At 65.3% G+C, this 16949-nt stretch carries 12 protein-coding genes and 1 tRNA gene; 7 read left to right on the top strand and 6 right to left on the bottom strand.

The window, feature by feature from the left end:
- Positions 1-24: 24 nt before the first annotated feature.
- Positions 25-1146 (top strand): methyltransferase, encoded by a 1122-nt coding sequence (locus V3H18_RS09775; protein ID WP_332081839.1) that lies wholly within the window; start codon positions 25-27, stop codon positions 1144-1146.
- Positions 1147-1166: 20 nt separating this feature from the next.
- On the opposite strand, the gene V3H18_RS09770 is transcribed toward V3H18_RS09775, so the two are convergent.
- Positions 1167-1820, bottom strand: a complete 654-nt coding sequence (locus V3H18_RS09770; RefSeq protein ID WP_332081838.1) for a class II aldolase/adducin family protein — start codon at positions 1818-1820, stop codon at positions 1167-1169.
- A gap of 142 nt (positions 1821-1962) precedes the next feature.
- Between V3H18_RS09770 and V3H18_RS09765 the strand changes: the two genes are divergently transcribed.
- Positions 1963-2038: transfer RNA gene (locus tag V3H18_RS09765), tRNA-Ile, on the top strand.
- A gap of 60 nt (positions 2039-2098) precedes the next feature.
- Here V3H18_RS09765 and oxc read toward each other — a convergent pair.
- The gene (oxc, locus tag V3H18_RS09760; RefSeq protein ID WP_332081837.1) at positions 2099-3811 is read right to left on the bottom strand and encodes an oxalyl-CoA decarboxylase; all 1713 of its coding nucleotides are present in this window, start codon (positions 3809-3811) and stop codon (positions 2099-2101) included.
- Between the two features lie 88 nt (positions 3812-3899).
- Entirely contained in the window at positions 3900-5150 is a 1251-nt protein-coding gene (frc, locus tag V3H18_RS09755) for a formyl-CoA transferase (protein WP_332081836.1), read from the bottom strand.
- A gap of 293 nt (positions 5151-5443) precedes the next feature.
- Between frc and yfdE the strand changes: the two genes are divergently transcribed.
- The gene (gene yfdE, locus V3H18_RS09750; RefSeq protein ID WP_332081835.1) at positions 5444-6610 is read left to right on the top strand and encodes a CoA:oxalate CoA-transferase; all 1167 of its coding nucleotides are present in this window, start codon (positions 5444-5446) and stop codon (positions 6608-6610) included.
- A gap of 649 nt (positions 6611-7259) precedes the next feature.
- The gene (locus V3H18_RS09745; protein WP_332081834.1) at positions 7260-8081 is read left to right on the top strand and encodes a hypothetical protein; all 822 of its coding nucleotides are present in this window, start codon (positions 7260-7262) and stop codon (positions 8079-8081) included.
- A gap of 18 nt (positions 8082-8099) precedes the next feature.
- On the opposite strand, the gene V3H18_RS09740 is transcribed toward V3H18_RS09745, so the two are convergent.
- The 3 genes from V3H18_RS09740 to V3H18_RS09730 all read right to left on the bottom strand — a co-directional run bounded on the left by V3H18_RS09740 (position 8100) and on the right by V3H18_RS09730 (position 13424).
- Positions 8100-11996, bottom strand: a complete 3897-nt coding sequence (locus V3H18_RS09740; protein WP_332081833.1) for an HAD-IC family P-type ATPase — start codon at positions 11994-11996, stop codon at positions 8100-8102.
- A 150-nt stretch (positions 11997-12146) separates the two neighbouring features.
- On the bottom strand, positions 12147-12563 hold the full coding sequence (locus tag V3H18_RS09735; RefSeq protein WP_332081832.1) for an ArsC/Spx/MgsR family protein: 417 nt from the start codon (positions 12561-12563) through the stop codon (positions 12147-12149).
- Between the two features lie 138 nt (positions 12564-12701).
- A complete protein-coding gene (locus tag V3H18_RS09730) occupies positions 12702-13424 on the bottom strand; it encodes an SIMPL domain-containing protein (protein ID WP_332081831.1) in 723 nt (240 codons plus the stop codon).
- A gap of 373 nt (positions 13425-13797) precedes the next feature.
- Between V3H18_RS09730 and V3H18_RS09725 the strand changes: the two genes are divergently transcribed.
- The 3 genes from V3H18_RS09725 to V3H18_RS09715 form a co-directional block, all read left to right on the top strand.
- Positions 13798-14481 carry a glutathione S-transferase family protein gene (locus V3H18_RS09725; protein ID WP_332081830.1) on the top strand — a complete coding sequence of 228 codons (684 nt, stop codon included), beginning with the start codon at positions 13798-13800 and terminating at the stop codon, positions 14479-14481.
- Positions 14379-15629: a tRNA epoxyqueuosine(34) reductase QueG gene (gene queG, locus V3H18_RS09720; protein WP_332081829.1), complete on the top strand. Its 1251-nt coding sequence runs from the start codon at positions 14379-14381 to the stop codon at positions 15627-15629. The genes V3H18_RS09725 and queG overlap by 103 nt, the downstream gene beginning before the upstream one ends.
- A 148-nt stretch (positions 15630-15777) precedes the next feature.
- Positions 15778-16949, top strand: a 1172-nt coding sequence (locus V3H18_RS09715) for a hypothetical protein (protein WP_332081828.1), incomplete at its 3' end; no start/stop codon positions are given.

The raw sequence follows: 16949 nt of genomic DNA, 5'->3' as shown, positions 1-16949 counted from the left end.
CGGCAAAGAAGGGCGGAGGCCAGCATGGCGGCGTTTTTCGGTGAATGGCGGGATCGCCTGCGCGCCGCGCGCGACCGGCTCATCGCCGATCCGCGCTTCCAGCATTGGGCCCTGAGAAACCCCTTCACCCGGCCTATCGCGCGGCGCGGCGCGCGGGCCGCGCTCGATCTGACCGCCGGCTTCGTCTATTCGCAGGTTCTGAGCGCCTGCGCGCAATTGAAGCTTTTCGACATTCTGCGCGACGGACCGCTGACTGCGCCGCAGCTTTCGGCGCGGCTTGCCCTTTCCGAGGACGCGACGCGGCGCCTGCTCGACGCCGCCGCCTCCCTCGACCTCGCGGAGCGGCGCCGCGGCGGCCGTTACGGCCTCGGGCGGCTCGGCGCCGCCTTGGCCGGAAATCGCGCGGCGCTGTCGCTCGTCGAGCACCAGCCCCTGCTCTATGCCGATCTCGCCGATCCTGTCGCGCTGCTGCGCGGCGAAAAGCGCGCGCGCCTCGCCGACTACTGGCCCTATTCGGACGGCGCGCGGCCCGACGCCCTCTCGGCCGATCAGGTCGCCCCTTATAGCGCGCTAATGGCGGCCTCGCAGCCGATGGTCGCGCAGGAGGCGCTCGACGCCTATGACATCTCCCGCCATCGGCGCCTGCTCGACATTGGCGGCGGCGAAGGCGTGTTTCTCGGCGCCGCCGCGGCGCGCGCGCCGAACTTGCGGCTCATGCTGTTCGATCTTCCCGCGGTGATGGAACGCGCCCGCAAGCGGCTCGACGAGGCGGGCCTGCTCGCGCGCGCGGAGATCTATGGCGGCGACTTCCTAAACGACCCGCTGCCCCAAGGCGCCGACATCGCGACGCTCATCCGCATCGTGCATGACCATGACGACGCGTCGGCGTTGAAGCTTCTGCGCAATGTCAGGAATGCGCTGGCGCCGGGCGCGACGCTGCTCGTCATCGAGGGGATGTCGGGCGTCAAAGGCGCCGAGCCGCTCGACGCTTATTACGGCTTCTATACGCTCGCCATGGGCCGGGGCGAACCGCGTCGCGTCGAGGAGATCGAGGCGCTGTTGCGACAATCGGGCTTTGGAGAGTTCCGCCTGCTGGGCAATGCGCTGCCGACGCTCACAAGCATTCTGGCCGCGAAGGCCGTGTGACGCCGTTGGTCGCGTCGCGACTATTCACGCGCTTCGCGCGGCCCGTAATTCTTGAAACGCTCGACCGTGCGCATGATTTCATCGTCCGGCAGGATCACCGGCTCGCCCGCGAGAGCGCCAAGATAGTAAATCTGCGCCAGCGCTTCGAGCTCCACCGCGCGCCAGAGCGCCCTGCGCATGTTGTCGCCCGCAACGATGGCGCCGTGATTGGCGAGCAGCACGCCGTCGCGATCCATCAATCCGTCGACGACGAGAGCGGACAGTTCCTGCGTGCCATAGGAGGCGTAGCCGACGCAGCGCACGCTCGGACCGCCAAAGGCGGCGATCATGTAATGGACCGCCGGAATCTCCCGGCGCAATGTCGCAAGCGTCGTCGCATAGGTCGAATGCATGTGCAGAACGGCGTTGACGTCCGGCCGCGCGCGATAGACGTCGAGGTGAAAACGCCATTCGCTCGATGGCGGCAACGGCCCCTCGAAGCCGCCCTCGCCCGCGAGCGCCATGCGGGCGATAAGGGCGGGAGAAAGTTCGCGGCTTGGGACGCCGCTCGGCGTCACCAGCGCATGGCCGCCGCAGCGCATAGAGACATTGCCGGCGGACCCGTGATTGAGCTTCAGCCGGTCCATCTCCTGCGCAGCGGCCACGACCGCCGCGCGCGTCTCCTCTTCCGTCATCGCTTTTTTCCTGCAAGCCGCGCGCAAGTCTTTTTACGCCAGAGCGAAGCGGCCCGCACCCGCCTTTCGCGCGAAGCGTTTGGGCGTTTGCGGAGCGCCGCGCGGTTCGCTATAGGAAACCCCCGCTCTTCGGCGTGGCGTGGGGCCGGTAGCTCAATGGTTAGAGCCGGCCGCTCATAACGGTCTGGTTGCAGGTTCGAGTCCTGCCCGGCCCACCACGCATCCGCCCGCGCCGACGAAGCTGCGCGCCCAGAGCGCGCCGCAAAAAAAGCAGCGATCTAGGGCGCCGCGTTCAATTTGCTCTGCGGATTGAGATTGCCGATATGGCCGCTCTCGGTGCCGACGGTCGGATCTATGGCGCAGTTGATGAGCGCCGGCTTGCCCGAAGCGAGAGCGTCGCGCAATGCGCGCCCGAGCGCCTGCGGCGTCGCCGCCGAATAGCCCGTTCCTCCGAACGCCTCAATGAGCTTCTCATAGCGGGCGCCCTTCATCAGCGCGGTGGGCGCGGGGTCTGGACCTCCGCCGCGATTGATGTCGTCTCCGCGATAAATGCCGCCGTTGTCGAAGACGATCGTGACCACAGGCAGATGGTAGCGGCAGATGGTTTCAAGCTCCATGCCGCTGAAACCGAATGCGCTGTCGCCTTCGATCGCAACCACGGGCTGGCCGCTCGTGACCGCCGCGCCGATGGCGTAGCCCATCCCGACGCCCATGACGCCCCATGTGCCGGTATCGAGGCGTTTGCGCGGGGCGTGCATGTCGATGACGTTGCGCGTCACATCGAGCGTGTTCGCGCCCTCATTGACAAGATAGATATCCGGCCTGTCGGCGAGCACGCCTTTAATGGCGTTGAGCGCGCTGTAAAAATCCATCGGGTCCGGGTTGGCTTGCAGGCGCGCGGCCATGCGTTCGATATTTTTGCGCTTGTGCTCCTCGATCGCGGCGAGCCAGGCGGCGTCCGGTTTGACCCGTCCCGGCGCGAGTCCCGCCAGCATGGCGGCGATAGAGGAGGCGATGTCGCCGACGACGGGGGCGGCGATGGCGCGGTTGCTGTCCATCTCCATAGGCAGAATGTCGAGCTGGATGAATTTCGCCGTCTCGGACCATTCCGGGCTGCGGCCATGGCCGAGCAACCAGTTCAACCTCGCGCCGATGAGCATTGTCACATCGGCCTGCGCCAGCGCGAAGGAACGGGCCGCCGCCGCCGATTGCGGATGGTCGTCGGGCAGCAAGCCCTTCGCCATCGACATCGGCAGGAAGGGGACGCCGGTCCGTTCGATAAAAGAGCGGATGTCGGCGTCCGCCTGAGCATAGGCCGCGCCCTTGCCGAGGATGATGAGCGGCCGCTCGGCTTTGGCCAACAGATCGAGAGCGCGCGAGACGGCGTCCGCGGCGGGAAGCTGGTGCGGCGCGGCGTCGACGACCTCGACCAGGGAACGCGCGCCTTCCCCGGCGTCGAGAGTCGCGGCCAGGACCTCCGCCGTCAGGTCGAGATAGACGCCGCCCGGCCGGCCCGAGACGGCGGCGCGGATGGCGCGCGCCAGGCCGATTCCGATGTCCTGCGGCCGGTTGACCCGATAGGCGGCCTTCGCAAAAGGCTTGGCCGCATTCATCTGGTCGAGCTCTTCATAGTCGCCTTGCTGCAGGTCGACGATGGCGCGATCGCTCGATCCCGAAATCTGGATCATCGGGAAGCCGTTAATGGTGGCGTTCGCCAAAGCCACCATGCCGTTCAGGAAGCCCGGAGCCGAGACGGTGAGGCAGACGCCCGGCTTCTGGGTCAAATAGCCGGCTATCGCCGCTGCGTTTCCCGCCGACTGTTCATGGCGAAAACCGATGTAGCGAATGCCCGAGGCCTGAGCGAGCCGCGCAAGGTCCGTTATGGGAATGCCGGCGACGCCATAGATCGTGTCGAGGCCGTTCAACTTCATCGCGTCGATGATTAGACGAAAGCCGTTCGTGATCGTCGCAGGCGGAGAGTCTTCGACCATGGAAGCGTCCCTTAGTTTGCGGAGGGCGTCATGACTGCAGCGCCGCGAGATGTCGCGATGGCGGCTGAGGCCGCTCGCGCCGACCTCATCAGACGACCTTATCGGCGCGAAGCGTGGCGATCGCGTCGGCGCTGTAGCCGAGTTGCGCCAGCACCTCGCCCGTGTGCTCGCCGAGAAGCGGAGCTCCGGTGATTTTAGGCGTAAATGACGAGAATTTGATCGGACTGCCGACAGTAAGAAATTTGCCGCGCTTTTCTTCGTCGACCTCGACGATCGAGCCCGAGGCGCGGAGCGCCGGATCGTAGGCGATCTCCTTCATCGAGAGCACCGGCGCGCAGGGCACCTCATATTTGCGCAGAATCTCGACGGCCTCGAATTTGGTCTTGTCGGCGAGCCATTTCTCGACCTCTGCGAAAATGTCGAAGATATGGGGCTGGCGGCCCTTGGCGGTGGAATAGGCCGGGTCGTCCTTCCATTCGGGATGGCCGATGGCCTCGCAGGTGAGCGGCCAGTTCTGCTCCTGGATGGTGAAATAGATATAGGCGTTGGGATCGGTCTCCCAGCCCTTGCATTTCAGCACCCAGCCAGGCTGACCGCCGCCGCCGGCGTTGCCGCCGCGCGGCACCGCATCGCCGAATGGCGTATTGGGATATTGAGGATATTCCTCAAGATAGCCGACATGCTCCAATCGCTCCTGATCGCGTAGCTTCACCCTGCAGAGATTGAGCACGGCGTCTTGCATCGACACCGCGACTTTCTGGCCCTTGCCGGTTTTCTCGCGATGGAGGAGCGCCGCGAGAATGCCGATAGCGAGATGCATGCCGGTGTTGCTGTCGCCGAGCGCGGCGGCGCTGACCGTTGGCGGTCCGTCCCAGAATCCTGTCGTCGAGGCGGCGCCGCCCGCGCATTGCGCGACGTTCTCATAGACCTTGAGGTCGGCGTAGGGCGACCCCTCGCTGAAGCCCTTCACCGAGCCGAAGACGAGACGCGGGTTGAGCTCCTGAATATGCTCCCAGGTGAAGCCCATGCGGTCGAGCGCGCCCGGGGCGAAATTCTCCACCAGAACATCCGCGTCCCGAATGAGCTGTTCCAGAATCTTCTTTCCCTCCGGCGTCTTGACGTTCAGCGTCAAGGATCTCTTGTTGCTGTTGAGCATCGTGAAATAGAGAGCGTCGAGATCCGGCACGTCGCGCAGCTGACTGCGAGTCACGTCGCCGACGCCGGGACGTTCGACCTTCAACACGTCGGCTCCGAACCAGGCAAGCAACTGCGTGCAAGCCGGGCCGGCCTGAACGCCGGTGAAGTCAATGACTTTGACGCCTTCGAGCGGTAGGACCATGATCAAGACTCCCCCTTGTTTTTATAAACTTACGAAAGCGCGCCGCCGAGACGATGATATGTCTAAGTTTTTTTGGCGCTAACCTTCGCATGGATTAATAGACCTGCCGGCTTCATCCAATAATGACCCCTCGAGAAGTTTTCGGCCAGCGCCGCCTTCGCCAGATAGCGCGTTCTTCTTGAGAGAATAGAGGGAGCGGCCATCGACGACGTCCGCTCCTTCGGCGAGGCTGAAAAACTAGCCGGAGTCGCCGACGATGGCATATCAAACTCAGGCAAATTTTTTGGAGTCAGATGATGTCGATGAAAGTTCGAGGCGGCGGCGCGTTCTCAGGAGTCCTGGTAATCGATTTGACTCACGTTCTGAACGGCCCGTTCGGAACCGCGATGTTAAGCGACCTCGGCGCGCGGGTCATCAAGATCGAGCCTCCTGGCCATGGCGACGACACCCGGACATACGGCCCTTTCGCCGGTCAGACTTCGCTCTATTTCGCCTTTGTCAATCGCGGCAAGGAGAGCATTGTCCTCAACCTCAAAGAGGATGAAGACCGTAAGATTTTCATCAATATGATCCGTCGCGCCGATGTGCTGGCGGAGAATTTCCGTCCCGGCGTCATGGCGCGCCTCGGCTTCTCTTATGAGGACCTCGCCAAGGTGAATCCGCGCCTGATCTATGCGTCGTCGTCAGGTTTCGGCCATACGGGCCCTCTCGCCGATTATCCCGCCTATGACACGATCGTTCAGGCGATGAGCGGCATCATGGACATGACCGGCTTCCCCGACGGTCCGCCGACGCGGGTGGGCACGTCGCTCTCCGATCTTCTCGGCGGCCTCTATATGTTCAGCGGCATCGCCAGCGCCCTTTATGCGCGCGAGAAGACAGGCCGGGGCACTCATGTCGATATCGCAATGTTCGACGCGACGCTCGCCTTTCTGGAGCATGGCGCCATGGAATTCGCCGCGACCGGCCGCGCGCTTGACCGCATCGGCAATCGACATCCCTTTCTCGCGCCCTTCGATCTCTTCGAATGCGCGGACGGTCATGTCGCGATCTGCTGCGGCAACGACCATCTGTTCGCCAAATTATGCGGCGCGATCGGGCGAGCCGAACTGGCGAATGATCCGCGCTTCCTCGACGACGTCAGCCGCGTTCAAAATGTCGTCGCGCTCAGGGCCGCCCTCGAAGTCGAACTCAAGAAAGCGCCCGCCGCATATTGGCTGACCAATATCCATGCGGCGGGCGTACCCATCGGGCCTCTGCTCGACGCGACGCAGGCGCTTTCGCACCCGCAAGCGCAGGCGCGCAACATGATGATCGAGGCCGGCGGTCTGAAGATGACCGGCATCCCGATCAAGATGAAAGGCTATCCGGACGAGCCAATTCGCGCCCCTGCGCCCGATCTCGACGAACATGGCGCGGCGCTCCGCGAGGAGTTCGCCAACGGCCCGCCGCCGGCCTAAAAAGTCGTAAAATATGCCGGCGCCGCTGCCCCCGCCCCGCCGGCGTGCGAGCAAGGACGGCAGCTTTGGCCTTTGTTCCTGCCGCGGCGCGCAATGCTTCAGGGCGAAGACCGGTTGGGCGGGACCGCCCTGCCCACTCGTCTCGTCCGCCCCTGCCTCTTTTCGCGCCACATTTCCTTGATATAGTAAAAAAAGTTTTGTTCATTGACGCAGATCGATATTGGAGCGTTCGCCATTTTGAGAAGGCCTCATGAGTGCCCGGACAATCGTCGCGCGAGCCGCCAAGGCGCGAGCGGAAGAACCGATGAGCGGGGGTTGAGTTTTGGCTGAGAGTCTCGAAAGCGAATGGACGCTCGGCGCTTATAAGCGTCGCGAAGAAGAGCGGCTGAAGAATGAGCGCTTCTCAACGGCGAGCGACGTCGCGGAAAGGGCAAGCGACGCCTCGGACTTGCATCCGTCGTCGGGGGACGAGGCCTCGGGAGACAATTGGCTCGCCCAGGCGTTCAGGCGCCGACAAGAGGAACAACGCGCGAAAGAGATTTTGAACGCGCGCAGCCGCGATTGGACGCAAGCGGCCGAAAGCAAGGCGAGTCCTGTCGATGACTGGCTTGTCGCAGGGTTCAGGCGTCATGAAGAAGAACAAAGGCATGTGGCGGAGATCACGGGCGCGTTGGACGCCGCGCCCCCTTCCGCTGAAACCGGCTTGCCGACCTCCTCCGCCCCCAGTCTTGTCCCAGTTGCCGATACGGCCATAGCGCTCAAAAAGGAGCGGTCGCGGGTTGCTGGCCGCCGAATTTTAATAGGCGGTTTGATCGTCATCGGCGGGCTATTTTCAATTCTTGCTCTGAGAACGGCGCTCTTTGCGCCGCCGCAATCTCCTGCGCCTCCCAAAGCGCCCCCGGCCGCGAGCGGGATGAATCCGCCCGAAGGCGCATCTGTTCCAGCTCAAACGACGAACCCAGCCGCGACAAAGTTCATCGAGACTGGCCCCGCAAGCGGCGCGGCGGGACCGGAGCCTTCGCCGCGCGAGGGCGTCCCGACCGAAATTAAAGAAGCGCCCAGCGAAACCAACCCGGCGCCATCGGCCGCCGCGCCGGTGACTCCCCAAGAGCAAGGCCTCGCCGCGCCGGAAGGCCAGCAACAACCGCCATCAGCGCCTTCCGGGATAGAAGGCGGAAGCAAGCCGGAAGCTCCGCCCGCCGAAACCGAGGGAAAGTTGGATGCCGCGCCCCGGGCGATCGGCCCGATAAAGTCGCACGAGACGACCGAACCCCAGAAAGATGAGAACGCCGCTGAAGCGAAGCGGCCGACCGCTGGAAAAAAGGCTAAAGCCATCAAAGCCAAATCGCCCGCTGGCCGCCGTCCTTCGGCGGGAACCGACCCGTTTTCCTCTTTTCTGACGCGAACCACGAATTCGGTCCGCAAATTTTTCGGACGGTTAGGGCAGAACGGCGGTCGCGCCAGCAAATGATCGTCATCCGTATTTAAATCATGGCGCCGAGGTATCGGTGCTGGCGCCGTCCAAATTTGAGGACGCCTTTTCGCCGATAATCAACGCGTCGCCCGGCTGCAAATCGCCGGCGACGATTTCGGTGAAATCGCCCGCGTCCGCGCCAAGCTCCACGGCGACGGCGCGCGGCCGTCCCCCACGCAGCACGAAAACGCGCGCGCCTTGCTCCGCCGCGGCGCCTGCCGGCGCATAGCGGAGCGCGGCGCTGGGTGCGCGCAGCGCGTCGTCGCGCCGATCGATTTCGATGCGCGCCGTCGCCGTCATCCCCGGCTCAAGGAGATGGTCGGAATTGTCGACCTCGATCACGAATTCCGTGACTGCGCCGCCCTCTGGCGACGCCGGCCGTCGCGTCTCGACCACTTTGCCCTTGAGCGCTTCTTGGGAAGCCTCAGCGCGCGTCACCGACGCCTGGGCGCCAGATGCGACGGCGAGCGCGTCTTCGCCGCTCGCTTGCGCGCGCAGGCGCAGGGTCGAAAGATCGGCGAAGACGAAGAGCGGCGCGCCGGCGGCGACGCGCTTTCCCCGCTCCGCCTTGCGCTCGACGACCAGGCCATCGGCCGGCGCGACGATCGTCGCGCCTTCGCGCGCGGTCTCGGCATTCTCCAGCGCCGTGCGTCGCTCCGCGACGGCGGCTTCGCCGCGCTGCGCTTCGGCTTCCGCGCGTTCGAGCGCGCGCCGCGCCGTCTGACCCCCCTTGCCCGCGGCGGACTCCGCAGCCTTCTCGCGCTTTTCGAGCGCCGCCCGCGCCCTGGCGCGCGCGGCCACGCGCCGCATCCATTGCGCCTCGGCCGTCGCGAGCGCCTTCCTTTTGCGCGCGACCGCTTCGTCCAAGCGGCGCGGATCGAGCGTCGCGCAAGTCTCGCCTTTCGCTACCCGATAGCCTGGCGCGCAACGCAGCGTTTCGATGACGCTCGCGACAGGCGCCGCGACAAGCCTTCGCGCAACAGGATCGATGACGCCTGTCGCCGGGACGAGGCGCGCGACGGGACCGCGCTCCAATACGCGGGTTTCATAACGCGCTAGATTGGCGCGCATATGCAGATAGATTCCGCCGCTCGCGCCGATCAGCACGAGTCCGAGCAACCCCGCGAGAATAGGCTCGCGCCATTCCCCGGGCGCGACGATCGCGCCTTTGGCGTCGGCGCGCGACGCCGGCGCGAAGCGCTCCGCAAACCACGCTTGCGCCGCCGGCGAGCGAAAAATCGCCTTCTCGATCTCGACGAGGAAGAACAGCAGCGCGCTCGCGATCAAAATATGCCCCCAGATTTCGGCGTCGAGCGGCCGCGTTTGAAACAAGGTCTGCATGAAGGGCAGATAAGTGAATATCGCCTGCAGAACGACGACGATGGCGATGGAGATGAGCACGGCGCGAGAGCCGAAAAAGCCCTTCACGGAGAGCGACGGCTCGGACAGGAAACGCGCGTTGAAGAGATAGGCGGCTTCACAGGCGACGAGCGTATTGACCGCGACGGTGCGCGCGCTCTCAAGCCCCATGCCGCGCGCTTTCTCCAATTCATAAAGACCGAATGTCGCCGCGAGCATCAAGAAGGAGACGAAGACGATCCGCCAGACGAAATAGCGCGACAGGATCGGCTCGCCCGACGGACGCGGCGGACGCGACATGATGCCTGGAGAGGGCGGCTCGAAGGCGAGCGCGAGGCCAAGCGTGACAGCGGTAATGAGATTGATCCAGAGAATCTGCACCGGGGTCACGGGCAAGGCCTCGCCCATGGCGATGGCGGCGATCACGGTCAGTCCCTCGCCGCCATTCGTCGGCAGAATATAGAGGATCGTCTTCTTCAAATTTTCATAGACGACGCGGCCTTCCTTCACCGCATGGACGATCGAGGCGAAATTGTCGTCGGCGAGCACCATTTCGGCGGCTTCCTTCGCCGCCTCGGTCCCCTTGACGCCCATGGCGATGCCGATGTCGGCGCGCTTTAAGGCCGGCGCGTCGTTGACGCCGTCGCCGGTCATCGCGACGATGTCGCCGCGTCTCTGCAGCGATTGAACGAGACGCAGCTTATGTTCGGGACTCGTGCGCGCGAAGACCGTCGTCGCCCTGACGGCCTCGTCGAGCGACTCGTCCGACATCTTTTCGAGATCGGCCCCGGTGAGCGCCGCCTCCGGCCGCGGGAGGCCGAGTTCCCGCGCGATCGCCTGCGCGGTCGCGACATGGTCGCCCGTAATCATCTTGACGCTCACGCCCGCCGCCGCGCATTCGCGGACAGCTTCCACCGCCTCGGCGCGCGGCGGATCGATGAGGCCGATCAATCCGATGAAGGTCAGGCCGCTTTCGACATCGGCGAAAGCGAGTTGCTCCTGCCCTTTCTCGGCCGGCTTCGAGGCGACGGCGAGGACGCGCTGGCCCTTGGCGGCCATCTCGTCGACGCGCGCGAGCCAGCGGTCGAGTTGGAGCGGGCGCTGCTCCTCCCCCTCGCCGCGCTCCCAGAAACACATTTCGAGCAGCCGCTCGGGCGCGCCCTTCACGAAGATGAAGCCTGCGCCTTCGTGATCGTGATGCAGCGTCGCCATGAAGCGATGCTGCGACTCGAAGGGGATTTCATCGGTGCGCGGCAGCGTCAAGACGAGATCGCGCAGCGTGACCCCGCCCTTGACGGCGGCGATCAGAAGAGCGCTTTCCGTCGGGTCGCCGTCGACGCTCCAAACGCCGTCCGTCTCATGTAGAATCGCATCGTTGCAGAGCGCGAGCGGCCGCAGCGCCGCCATCAGATCGGCGTCGTCGCGCAGCGCCGCATCCTCGCCATTGCGCGTGAAGCCGCCATGCGGATCGTAGCCCATGCCGGTCGCCTCATAGACGCCCTTGGCCGTCGTCACGGACCGCACAGTCAATTCATTGCGCGTCAGCGTGCCCGTCTTGTCCGAGCAAATGGTCATCACCGAGCCGAGCGTCTCGACGGCGGGAAGCTGCCGAATGATGGCGTTACGACGCGCCATGCGCTCCACGCCGATGGCGAGCGTGATGGTGATGATCGCCGGCAGCCCTTCCGGTATCGCAGAGACGGCCAGGCCAACCGCCGCCATGAACATCTCGCCGAGGTCGAAGCCCCAGACCAGCGCGCCGAAGGCGACGACGGCGGCGCTGATCGCCAGAATGACGACGGTGAGCCAACGGGCGAACTCGTCCATTTTTTGCAGCAGCGGCGTCGTCAGCGTCTCGACGGCGGCGAGCAGCTCGCTGATGCGGCCGATCTCCGTCGCCGCGCCCGTGGCGACGACGACGCCGGTTCCCTGGCCATAGGTCACGACCGTGCCGGAATAGACCATCGAGGTTCTGTCCCCGAGCAAGGCGTCGGGCGCGACGGGCGCGATGCTCTTGTCGACGGGCAGCGACTCGCCGGTGAGCGCCGACTCCTGCGCCTGCAACGACTTCGCGCGGATGAGGCGAATGTCGGCGGGGGCCTTGTCGCCCGACTGGACATAGACGATGTCGCCGGGAACGACCTCGTCGGCGTCGATGACGATCCTTTTGCCGCCGCGAATGACGGTCGCATGCAGCGACAGCATGTTGCGGACGGCCTCCATGGCCTCTTCCGCCTTCCCCTCCTGGATGAATCCGATGATGGCGTTGATGACGACGACCGCGACGATCACCGCCGTATCGACCCAATGCCTCATCAGCGCGGTGACGACGCCCGCGGCGAGCAGCACATAGATGAGGACATTGTGGAATTGCAGCGCGAAGCGCAGCAGCGCGCTGCGCCGCTTGCCCGCGGAAAGACGGTTGGGGCCGTGGACGGCGAGACGGCGCGCGGCCTCCTCCTCGCTCAATCCCTCAGTCCCGGTCTCAAATCGCTGCAGCGCCGTCTCGAAAGCGACGGCCGCCCAATTGTCTTCCCCGAACTCTTTCTTCACGCGCGCCTCTTCCCTTCTGCCCGCCGCGCGGCCTCGCGCCGAACGTTTCCCCGTTCGCGCGCGGCGCGAGCAGGCGATCGTCTGGCGTCAGCGGTGTCAGAATATTATGGGTCGATGACGCGCCGTTGCGAGCGGCGCTGCGGCGATCCGTCAGGCGACTTCGGAAATGTCGCTCGCGGCGCGCGAGCAGCTGTCGGTCACTCTTTTTTCGACAGGCTTGAGGCCGATCCAGGCGTGGACGGCTTCCTGATCGAAACCCGCCTCGCAATGGGCGCCGACCCGCATCAGCGGCCGCCGGATCAACAACGGGTCGACGATCATCATCACCAGCGCTTCCTGGGGCGTGACCGCGTCCGGGTTGACCTCGCCGGATTTGACGCGGGGGGAGGCCGCGTTGAACCATTCGCGCACCGGCTTCTCGCCGAAATAGGGCCGCAGGCTGGATGGGGACCAAGGCTCGGCGAGAAGGTCGCGCACGTCGAGATCATGGCCGGAAGCGATGAGCAGCGCCTTCTGTCGCGCATTGCTGGCGCAGCCGGGCTTTTCGTAAAAGATGACATGCGTCATGGCGACTCCTCCCGTCTGCCGCCCCCAGCAGTCGCTGCCAGACCTTAACGCGGAATTGTGCAATGCGAAATAGGCGGACCGACCAAATTGCATGCAGCGGCGCTAGGCGACTCGCCGCGCGCGCAGGCAGCCGCCGGCCTATCGCGACAGCGCCCATATGATGCTGACGCGCGCCGAAAGGCGCTGCAGCCCGGGACGAAGCGGCGTCGCCGGCGCCGCCTCCAGCGTCGTCGCCATTTTGGCCGCATAGGGGCGCGGCGACCTCTCCATCTCGTCCAGCGGCCGGATTTCCAGCACCCGCCCAAGCCGCACGCCAGCGGCTTCGACGTAAATTTTCGCGCGACGCTCGGCGTCCTTGACCGCCTCGGCGCGCAGCGCGTCGAGCTTCTCCTTCGGCTCCGCGAAGTCGAACTCTATTCCCTCGAAACTATTGACGCCCTTGTCGATCAGCCGTCCGGCGATCTCTCCCGCCTTCTCGACCGGCCGAATGCGGGCGAGGAGATCGTTGCGGGCGCGATAGAATGTCTGCGGCGCCTTCGGCTTGCCCTTGGCGTCGCGCTCCTCGACCGTGAAGGGCGCGAGCGTAACGCCCTGCGTCTCGACATCGGCGTCGGCGACGCCAAGCTCCTTCAGCTCCGCAAGGATCGCTTGGGCCGCGCGATTGTTTTCGGCCGCGGCCTCGGCGGCGGCGGGGCGCTCGGTAACGACGCCGAAGCGCAGACTGGCGCGATCGGGGGCGACATCCTCATAGGCTTCGCCCGTCACCATCACATTGGGCACGCTGTCCTTCAATGGATCGGCCTGCGCCGGCGCGGCGATGGCGATCAGCCCGAGCGAAAACGAGACGACCGAACGAATCATGGCTCTTCCTTCCTTCGACGACGATCTCGCCGCGAGCCGCAAAAGCGCCCGCTTGTGGCCTTAACCTTTTGAGCATAGAGGAAACTGGAGCAAGCTCCGAAAAAGTTGATGGACTTTTATGATCGGAACATGCTCCAGTCAGTTGATTCAGCGCGATTTCCTGTCGATCAGCCGATTCCGTCTGATCGGAACGCGCGCTAGAGCGAGATCGTTCATCATGGAAGCGCGACGCGCTTCCATGATGAACGTGAATCTCACTCTAATCTAAGGAGATAGAGCAGGATTCACGTTTGAAATGGGATCGCGAACGATTCCATTTCAAACGATCCTGCTCTAGGTCGCCCGTCGTCCCGCGGCTTCGCGAAAAGGCCTCATGCCCACGCTCTATCATCACCCGCTCTGTCCCCATTCGCGATTCATCCGACTCATCCTTGCCGAATATGGAATCGACGCGACGCTGATCGAGGAGCGCGCGACCGAGCGGCGTCCCGAATTCCTCGCGCTCGACCCCGCCGGCCGCACGCCGGTCTTCGTGGACGACGATCGGACGGTCGTTCCCGGCGCGAGCGTCATCGCCGAATATATCGATGAGGCTTACGGCGCGGCGCGGAATGCGCAGCGGTTGCTGCCCCCCGACGTCAAGGCGCGCGTCGAGACGCGCCGGCTCGTCGACTGGTTCAACGTCAAATTCTTCGACGAGGTGACGAATTGGCTGGTGACGGAAAAGGTCTATAAACGCTTCGCCCCGCAGGGCGGCGCCCCGGACATGGACCTTTTGCGCATCGCCCGCGCCAACATCCGCCCGCATATGCGCTATATCGGCTATCTGACGCAGACGCGGAACTGGCTGGCGGGCGAGCGCCTGACCTACGCCGATTTCGCGGCGGCGGCGCATATTTCCTGCGCCGACTATCTGGGCGACGCGCCATGGGACGAGGACGAGGCGGCGAAGCATTGGTACCAGCGGATCAAGTCGCGCCCGGCCTTCCGCCCGCTGCTCGCCGACCGCGCGCCGGGCATGACGCCGGGCCGCTTCTACGCCGAAATGGATTTCTGACCCTCGAAGAAGAGGTCCGCCGCAAGGCGCTGGAGCTCGGTTTCGACGCCTGCCGCTTCGCCCGCGCGGAAGCCCCGCCGCTTATGAGCGAGAGGCTGCGCCAATGGCTCGCCGAGGGCGCGCAGGCCGATATGGGCTGGATGCGCGAAAACGCCGATCGGCGCGCCGCGCCGCGCGCGCTCTGGCCGCAGGCGCAAAGCCTCGTCATGCTCGGCCTCAATTATGGACCGGACGTCGACCCTCTGGCGGCGCTCGAAAGGCGCGACAGCGCGGCGATCTCGGTCTACGCGCGCCATCGCGATTACCACGACATCGTCAAGGGAAAGCTGAAGCAGCTTGCGGCCTTCATGCTGGCCCGAGCGGGCGGCGGCGACGCCAAGGTCTTCGTCGACACCGCTCCGGTCATGGAGAAGCCGCTGGCGGAGGCGGCGGGGCTGGGTTGGCAGGGCAAGCATACCAATCTCGTTTCGCGCGATTTCGGCTCCTGGTTGTTTCTGGGCGCGATCTTCACGACCCTCGACCTGGCGCCCGATACGCCCGAGACGGACCATTGCGGCTCCTGCCGTCGCTGCCTCGACGCCTGTCCGACGAACGCCTTTCCCGCGCCCTATCGGCTCGACGCGCGGCGCTGCATCTCTTATCTGACGATCGAGCATAAGGGGCCTATTCCGCACGACTTCCGCGAGAAGATTGGCAATCGCGTCTATGGCTGCGACGACTGCCTCGCCGTCTGCCCCTGGAACAAATACGCCCAGGCGACGCGTGAGACGAAGCTCAAGGCGCGCGCCGATCTCGATAGCCCGCCGCTCGGGGAGCTTGCCCGGCTCGACGACGCCGGCTTTCGCGCCCTTTTTACAGGCTCGCCAATCAAGCGCGTCGGGCGCGACCGTTTCCTGCGCAATGTGCTGATCGCCATCGGCAATTCCGGCGCGGAAGAACTCGCCGCCGAGGCCGAGCGTCTGCTGGGCGATCCCGCGCCGCTCGTTCGGGGCGCCGCCATATGGGCGCTGGGGCGGCTCGCGCCGGGCCGGGCCAGCGCCTTGTGCGCGCGCTATCTCGCCTCTGAGCGCGACGAGACGGTCCGCGATGAATGGACATGGACTGAGCGGGCAAGGGGCGGCAATTCCATAAATTTGACGGGAAAATAGGAAACGGGCTTTTTTCCTAGCAGCCCTCTCTCCTGGACAAAAAATTAGTTTTTGGGGGCATTCTGTGCATCGCAACATGCGCGGGCTACGCTATTTCGATTAGAGTGACTTTCGCTTCTGATTCAGCCCTAGCTTAACCGCCCCCCGCATGATCGCCCTTTCGCGAAGACCCGCCGACGAACCCGCCGTGGAGGCCGCCCGCCTCCTGCTGCGGCTCAGCGTGTTTTTGCTGTTCGTGATTTTGCTGATCGCGCAGATCCTCGTGCGCCAGACCGTCTATGTGCTGCTGCCGATCGGCGCGGCGCTGCTCCTCGCCTCGGCGACGCTTGCGCCGGACGCGCGCGCGTTACGCTCCATACGGGAGATTCTCCTGTCGCCGCCGCTGCTCGCCGCCCTGCTGCTGGCGATCTGGGCCGGCCTGTCTTTGTTCTGGACGCCCTTCGAGGGGCCGGCCGAACGTTTCGCCAAAAGCGCGGCGACGCTCGCGCTCGTCGCCGCCGCCATGGGTTTTCTGCCGCTGCGCACCAAAACCTCCAACCTCAATCTGCTGCCGATCGGCGTCGCCCTGGCGGCCGTCGCGCTCGCCGCGATCACGCTGCTCATGGCGCCGCGATATACGCTCGACGACATTCTCGACGTGGGCCCGCTCGGGCGCGCGGGCCTTGGCCTCGCGCTCCTCGTCTGGCCGGCGATGGGCGCGCTCGCCGTCCGCGGACATTGGTATTGGGCGGCGACGCTCGCCGTCGCGACGGCGCTCGCCTGCCGTCTCTCGGGCGCGCCTAACGCCATGCCCGCGCTCGTCGTGGGCGCGGCGGTCTTCGCGGCCTCCTTCGGGCGCGGGCGCGCAACGGCCGCGCTGCTCGCGGCGCTGATGGCGACGATCGTGCTCATCGCGCCGCTGGCGGCCTTCGCGACCTCTCTCGTCTGGCCGGAGCAGGCGCCGAGTTTCTTCAAACATCTCGCCTTTTGGGGACAGATGATCGCAAGCGACGGCTGGCGCACGCTCATCGGCCACGGCTTCGGCGCCGCGACCTGGGGCGTGCTCGGCGGCTATCTGACGCCCGCAACGCCGCGCAGCCTCATTTTCCAGATTTGGTTCGATCTTGGCCTTGTCGGCGCGGCGGCGCTCGCCCTTGTCGCGGCGCGAACCTGCTTCTTCGTCGGCAAATCGCGGCCGGCGCTCGCGCCATTCCTTCTCGGCGGGCTTGGCGCGGGCTTCGCGATCTGCCTGCTCGGCCCCGCCGCCGAGCAGCTCTGGTGGCTGACGCTCGCGGGCCTCGACGCCATCGCCTTCGCGCTCGTGACGCGCGGGCAGTTCCG

Origin of the sequence: Methylocystis borbori (assembly GCF_036576025.1) — a bacterium.
GTDB lineage: Bacteria > Pseudomonadota > Alphaproteobacteria > Rhizobiales > Beijerinckiaceae > Methylocystis > Methylocystis borbori.
The sequence above is the reverse complement of the archived record's forward strand: the minus strand, read 5'-3'. Positions and strand labels throughout refer to the sequence as shown.

Coding starts and splice junctions, on each gene's coding strand:
- V3H18_RS09775 (WP_332081839.1), top strand. CDS start 25: ATGGCGGCGTTTTTCGGTGAATGGCGGGATCGCCTGCGCGCCGCGCGC.
- V3H18_RS09770 (WP_332081838.1), bottom strand. CDS start 1,820: ATGACGGAAGAGGAGACGCGCGCGGCGGTCGTGGCCGCTGCGCAGGAG.
- oxc (WP_332081837.1), bottom strand. CDS start 3,811: ATGGTCGAAGACTCTCCGCCTGCGACGATCACGAACGGCTTTCGTCTA.
- frc (WP_332081836.1), bottom strand. CDS start 5,150: ATGGTCCTACCGCTCGAAGGCGTCAAAGTCATTGACTTCACCGGCGTT.
- yfdE (WP_332081835.1), top strand. CDS start 5,444: ATGATGTCGATGAAAGTTCGAGGCGGCGGCGCGTTCTCAGGAGTCCTG.
- V3H18_RS09735 (WP_332081832.1), bottom strand. CDS start 12,563: ATGACGCATGTCATCTTTTACGAAAAGCCCGGCTGCGCCAGCAATGCG.
- V3H18_RS09730 (WP_332081831.1), bottom strand. CDS start 13,424: ATGATTCGTTCGGTCGTCTCGTTTTCGCTCGGGCTGATCGCCATCGCC.
- V3H18_RS09725 (WP_332081830.1), top strand. CDS start 13,798: ATGCCCACGCTCTATCATCACCCGCTCTGTCCCCATTCGCGATTCATC.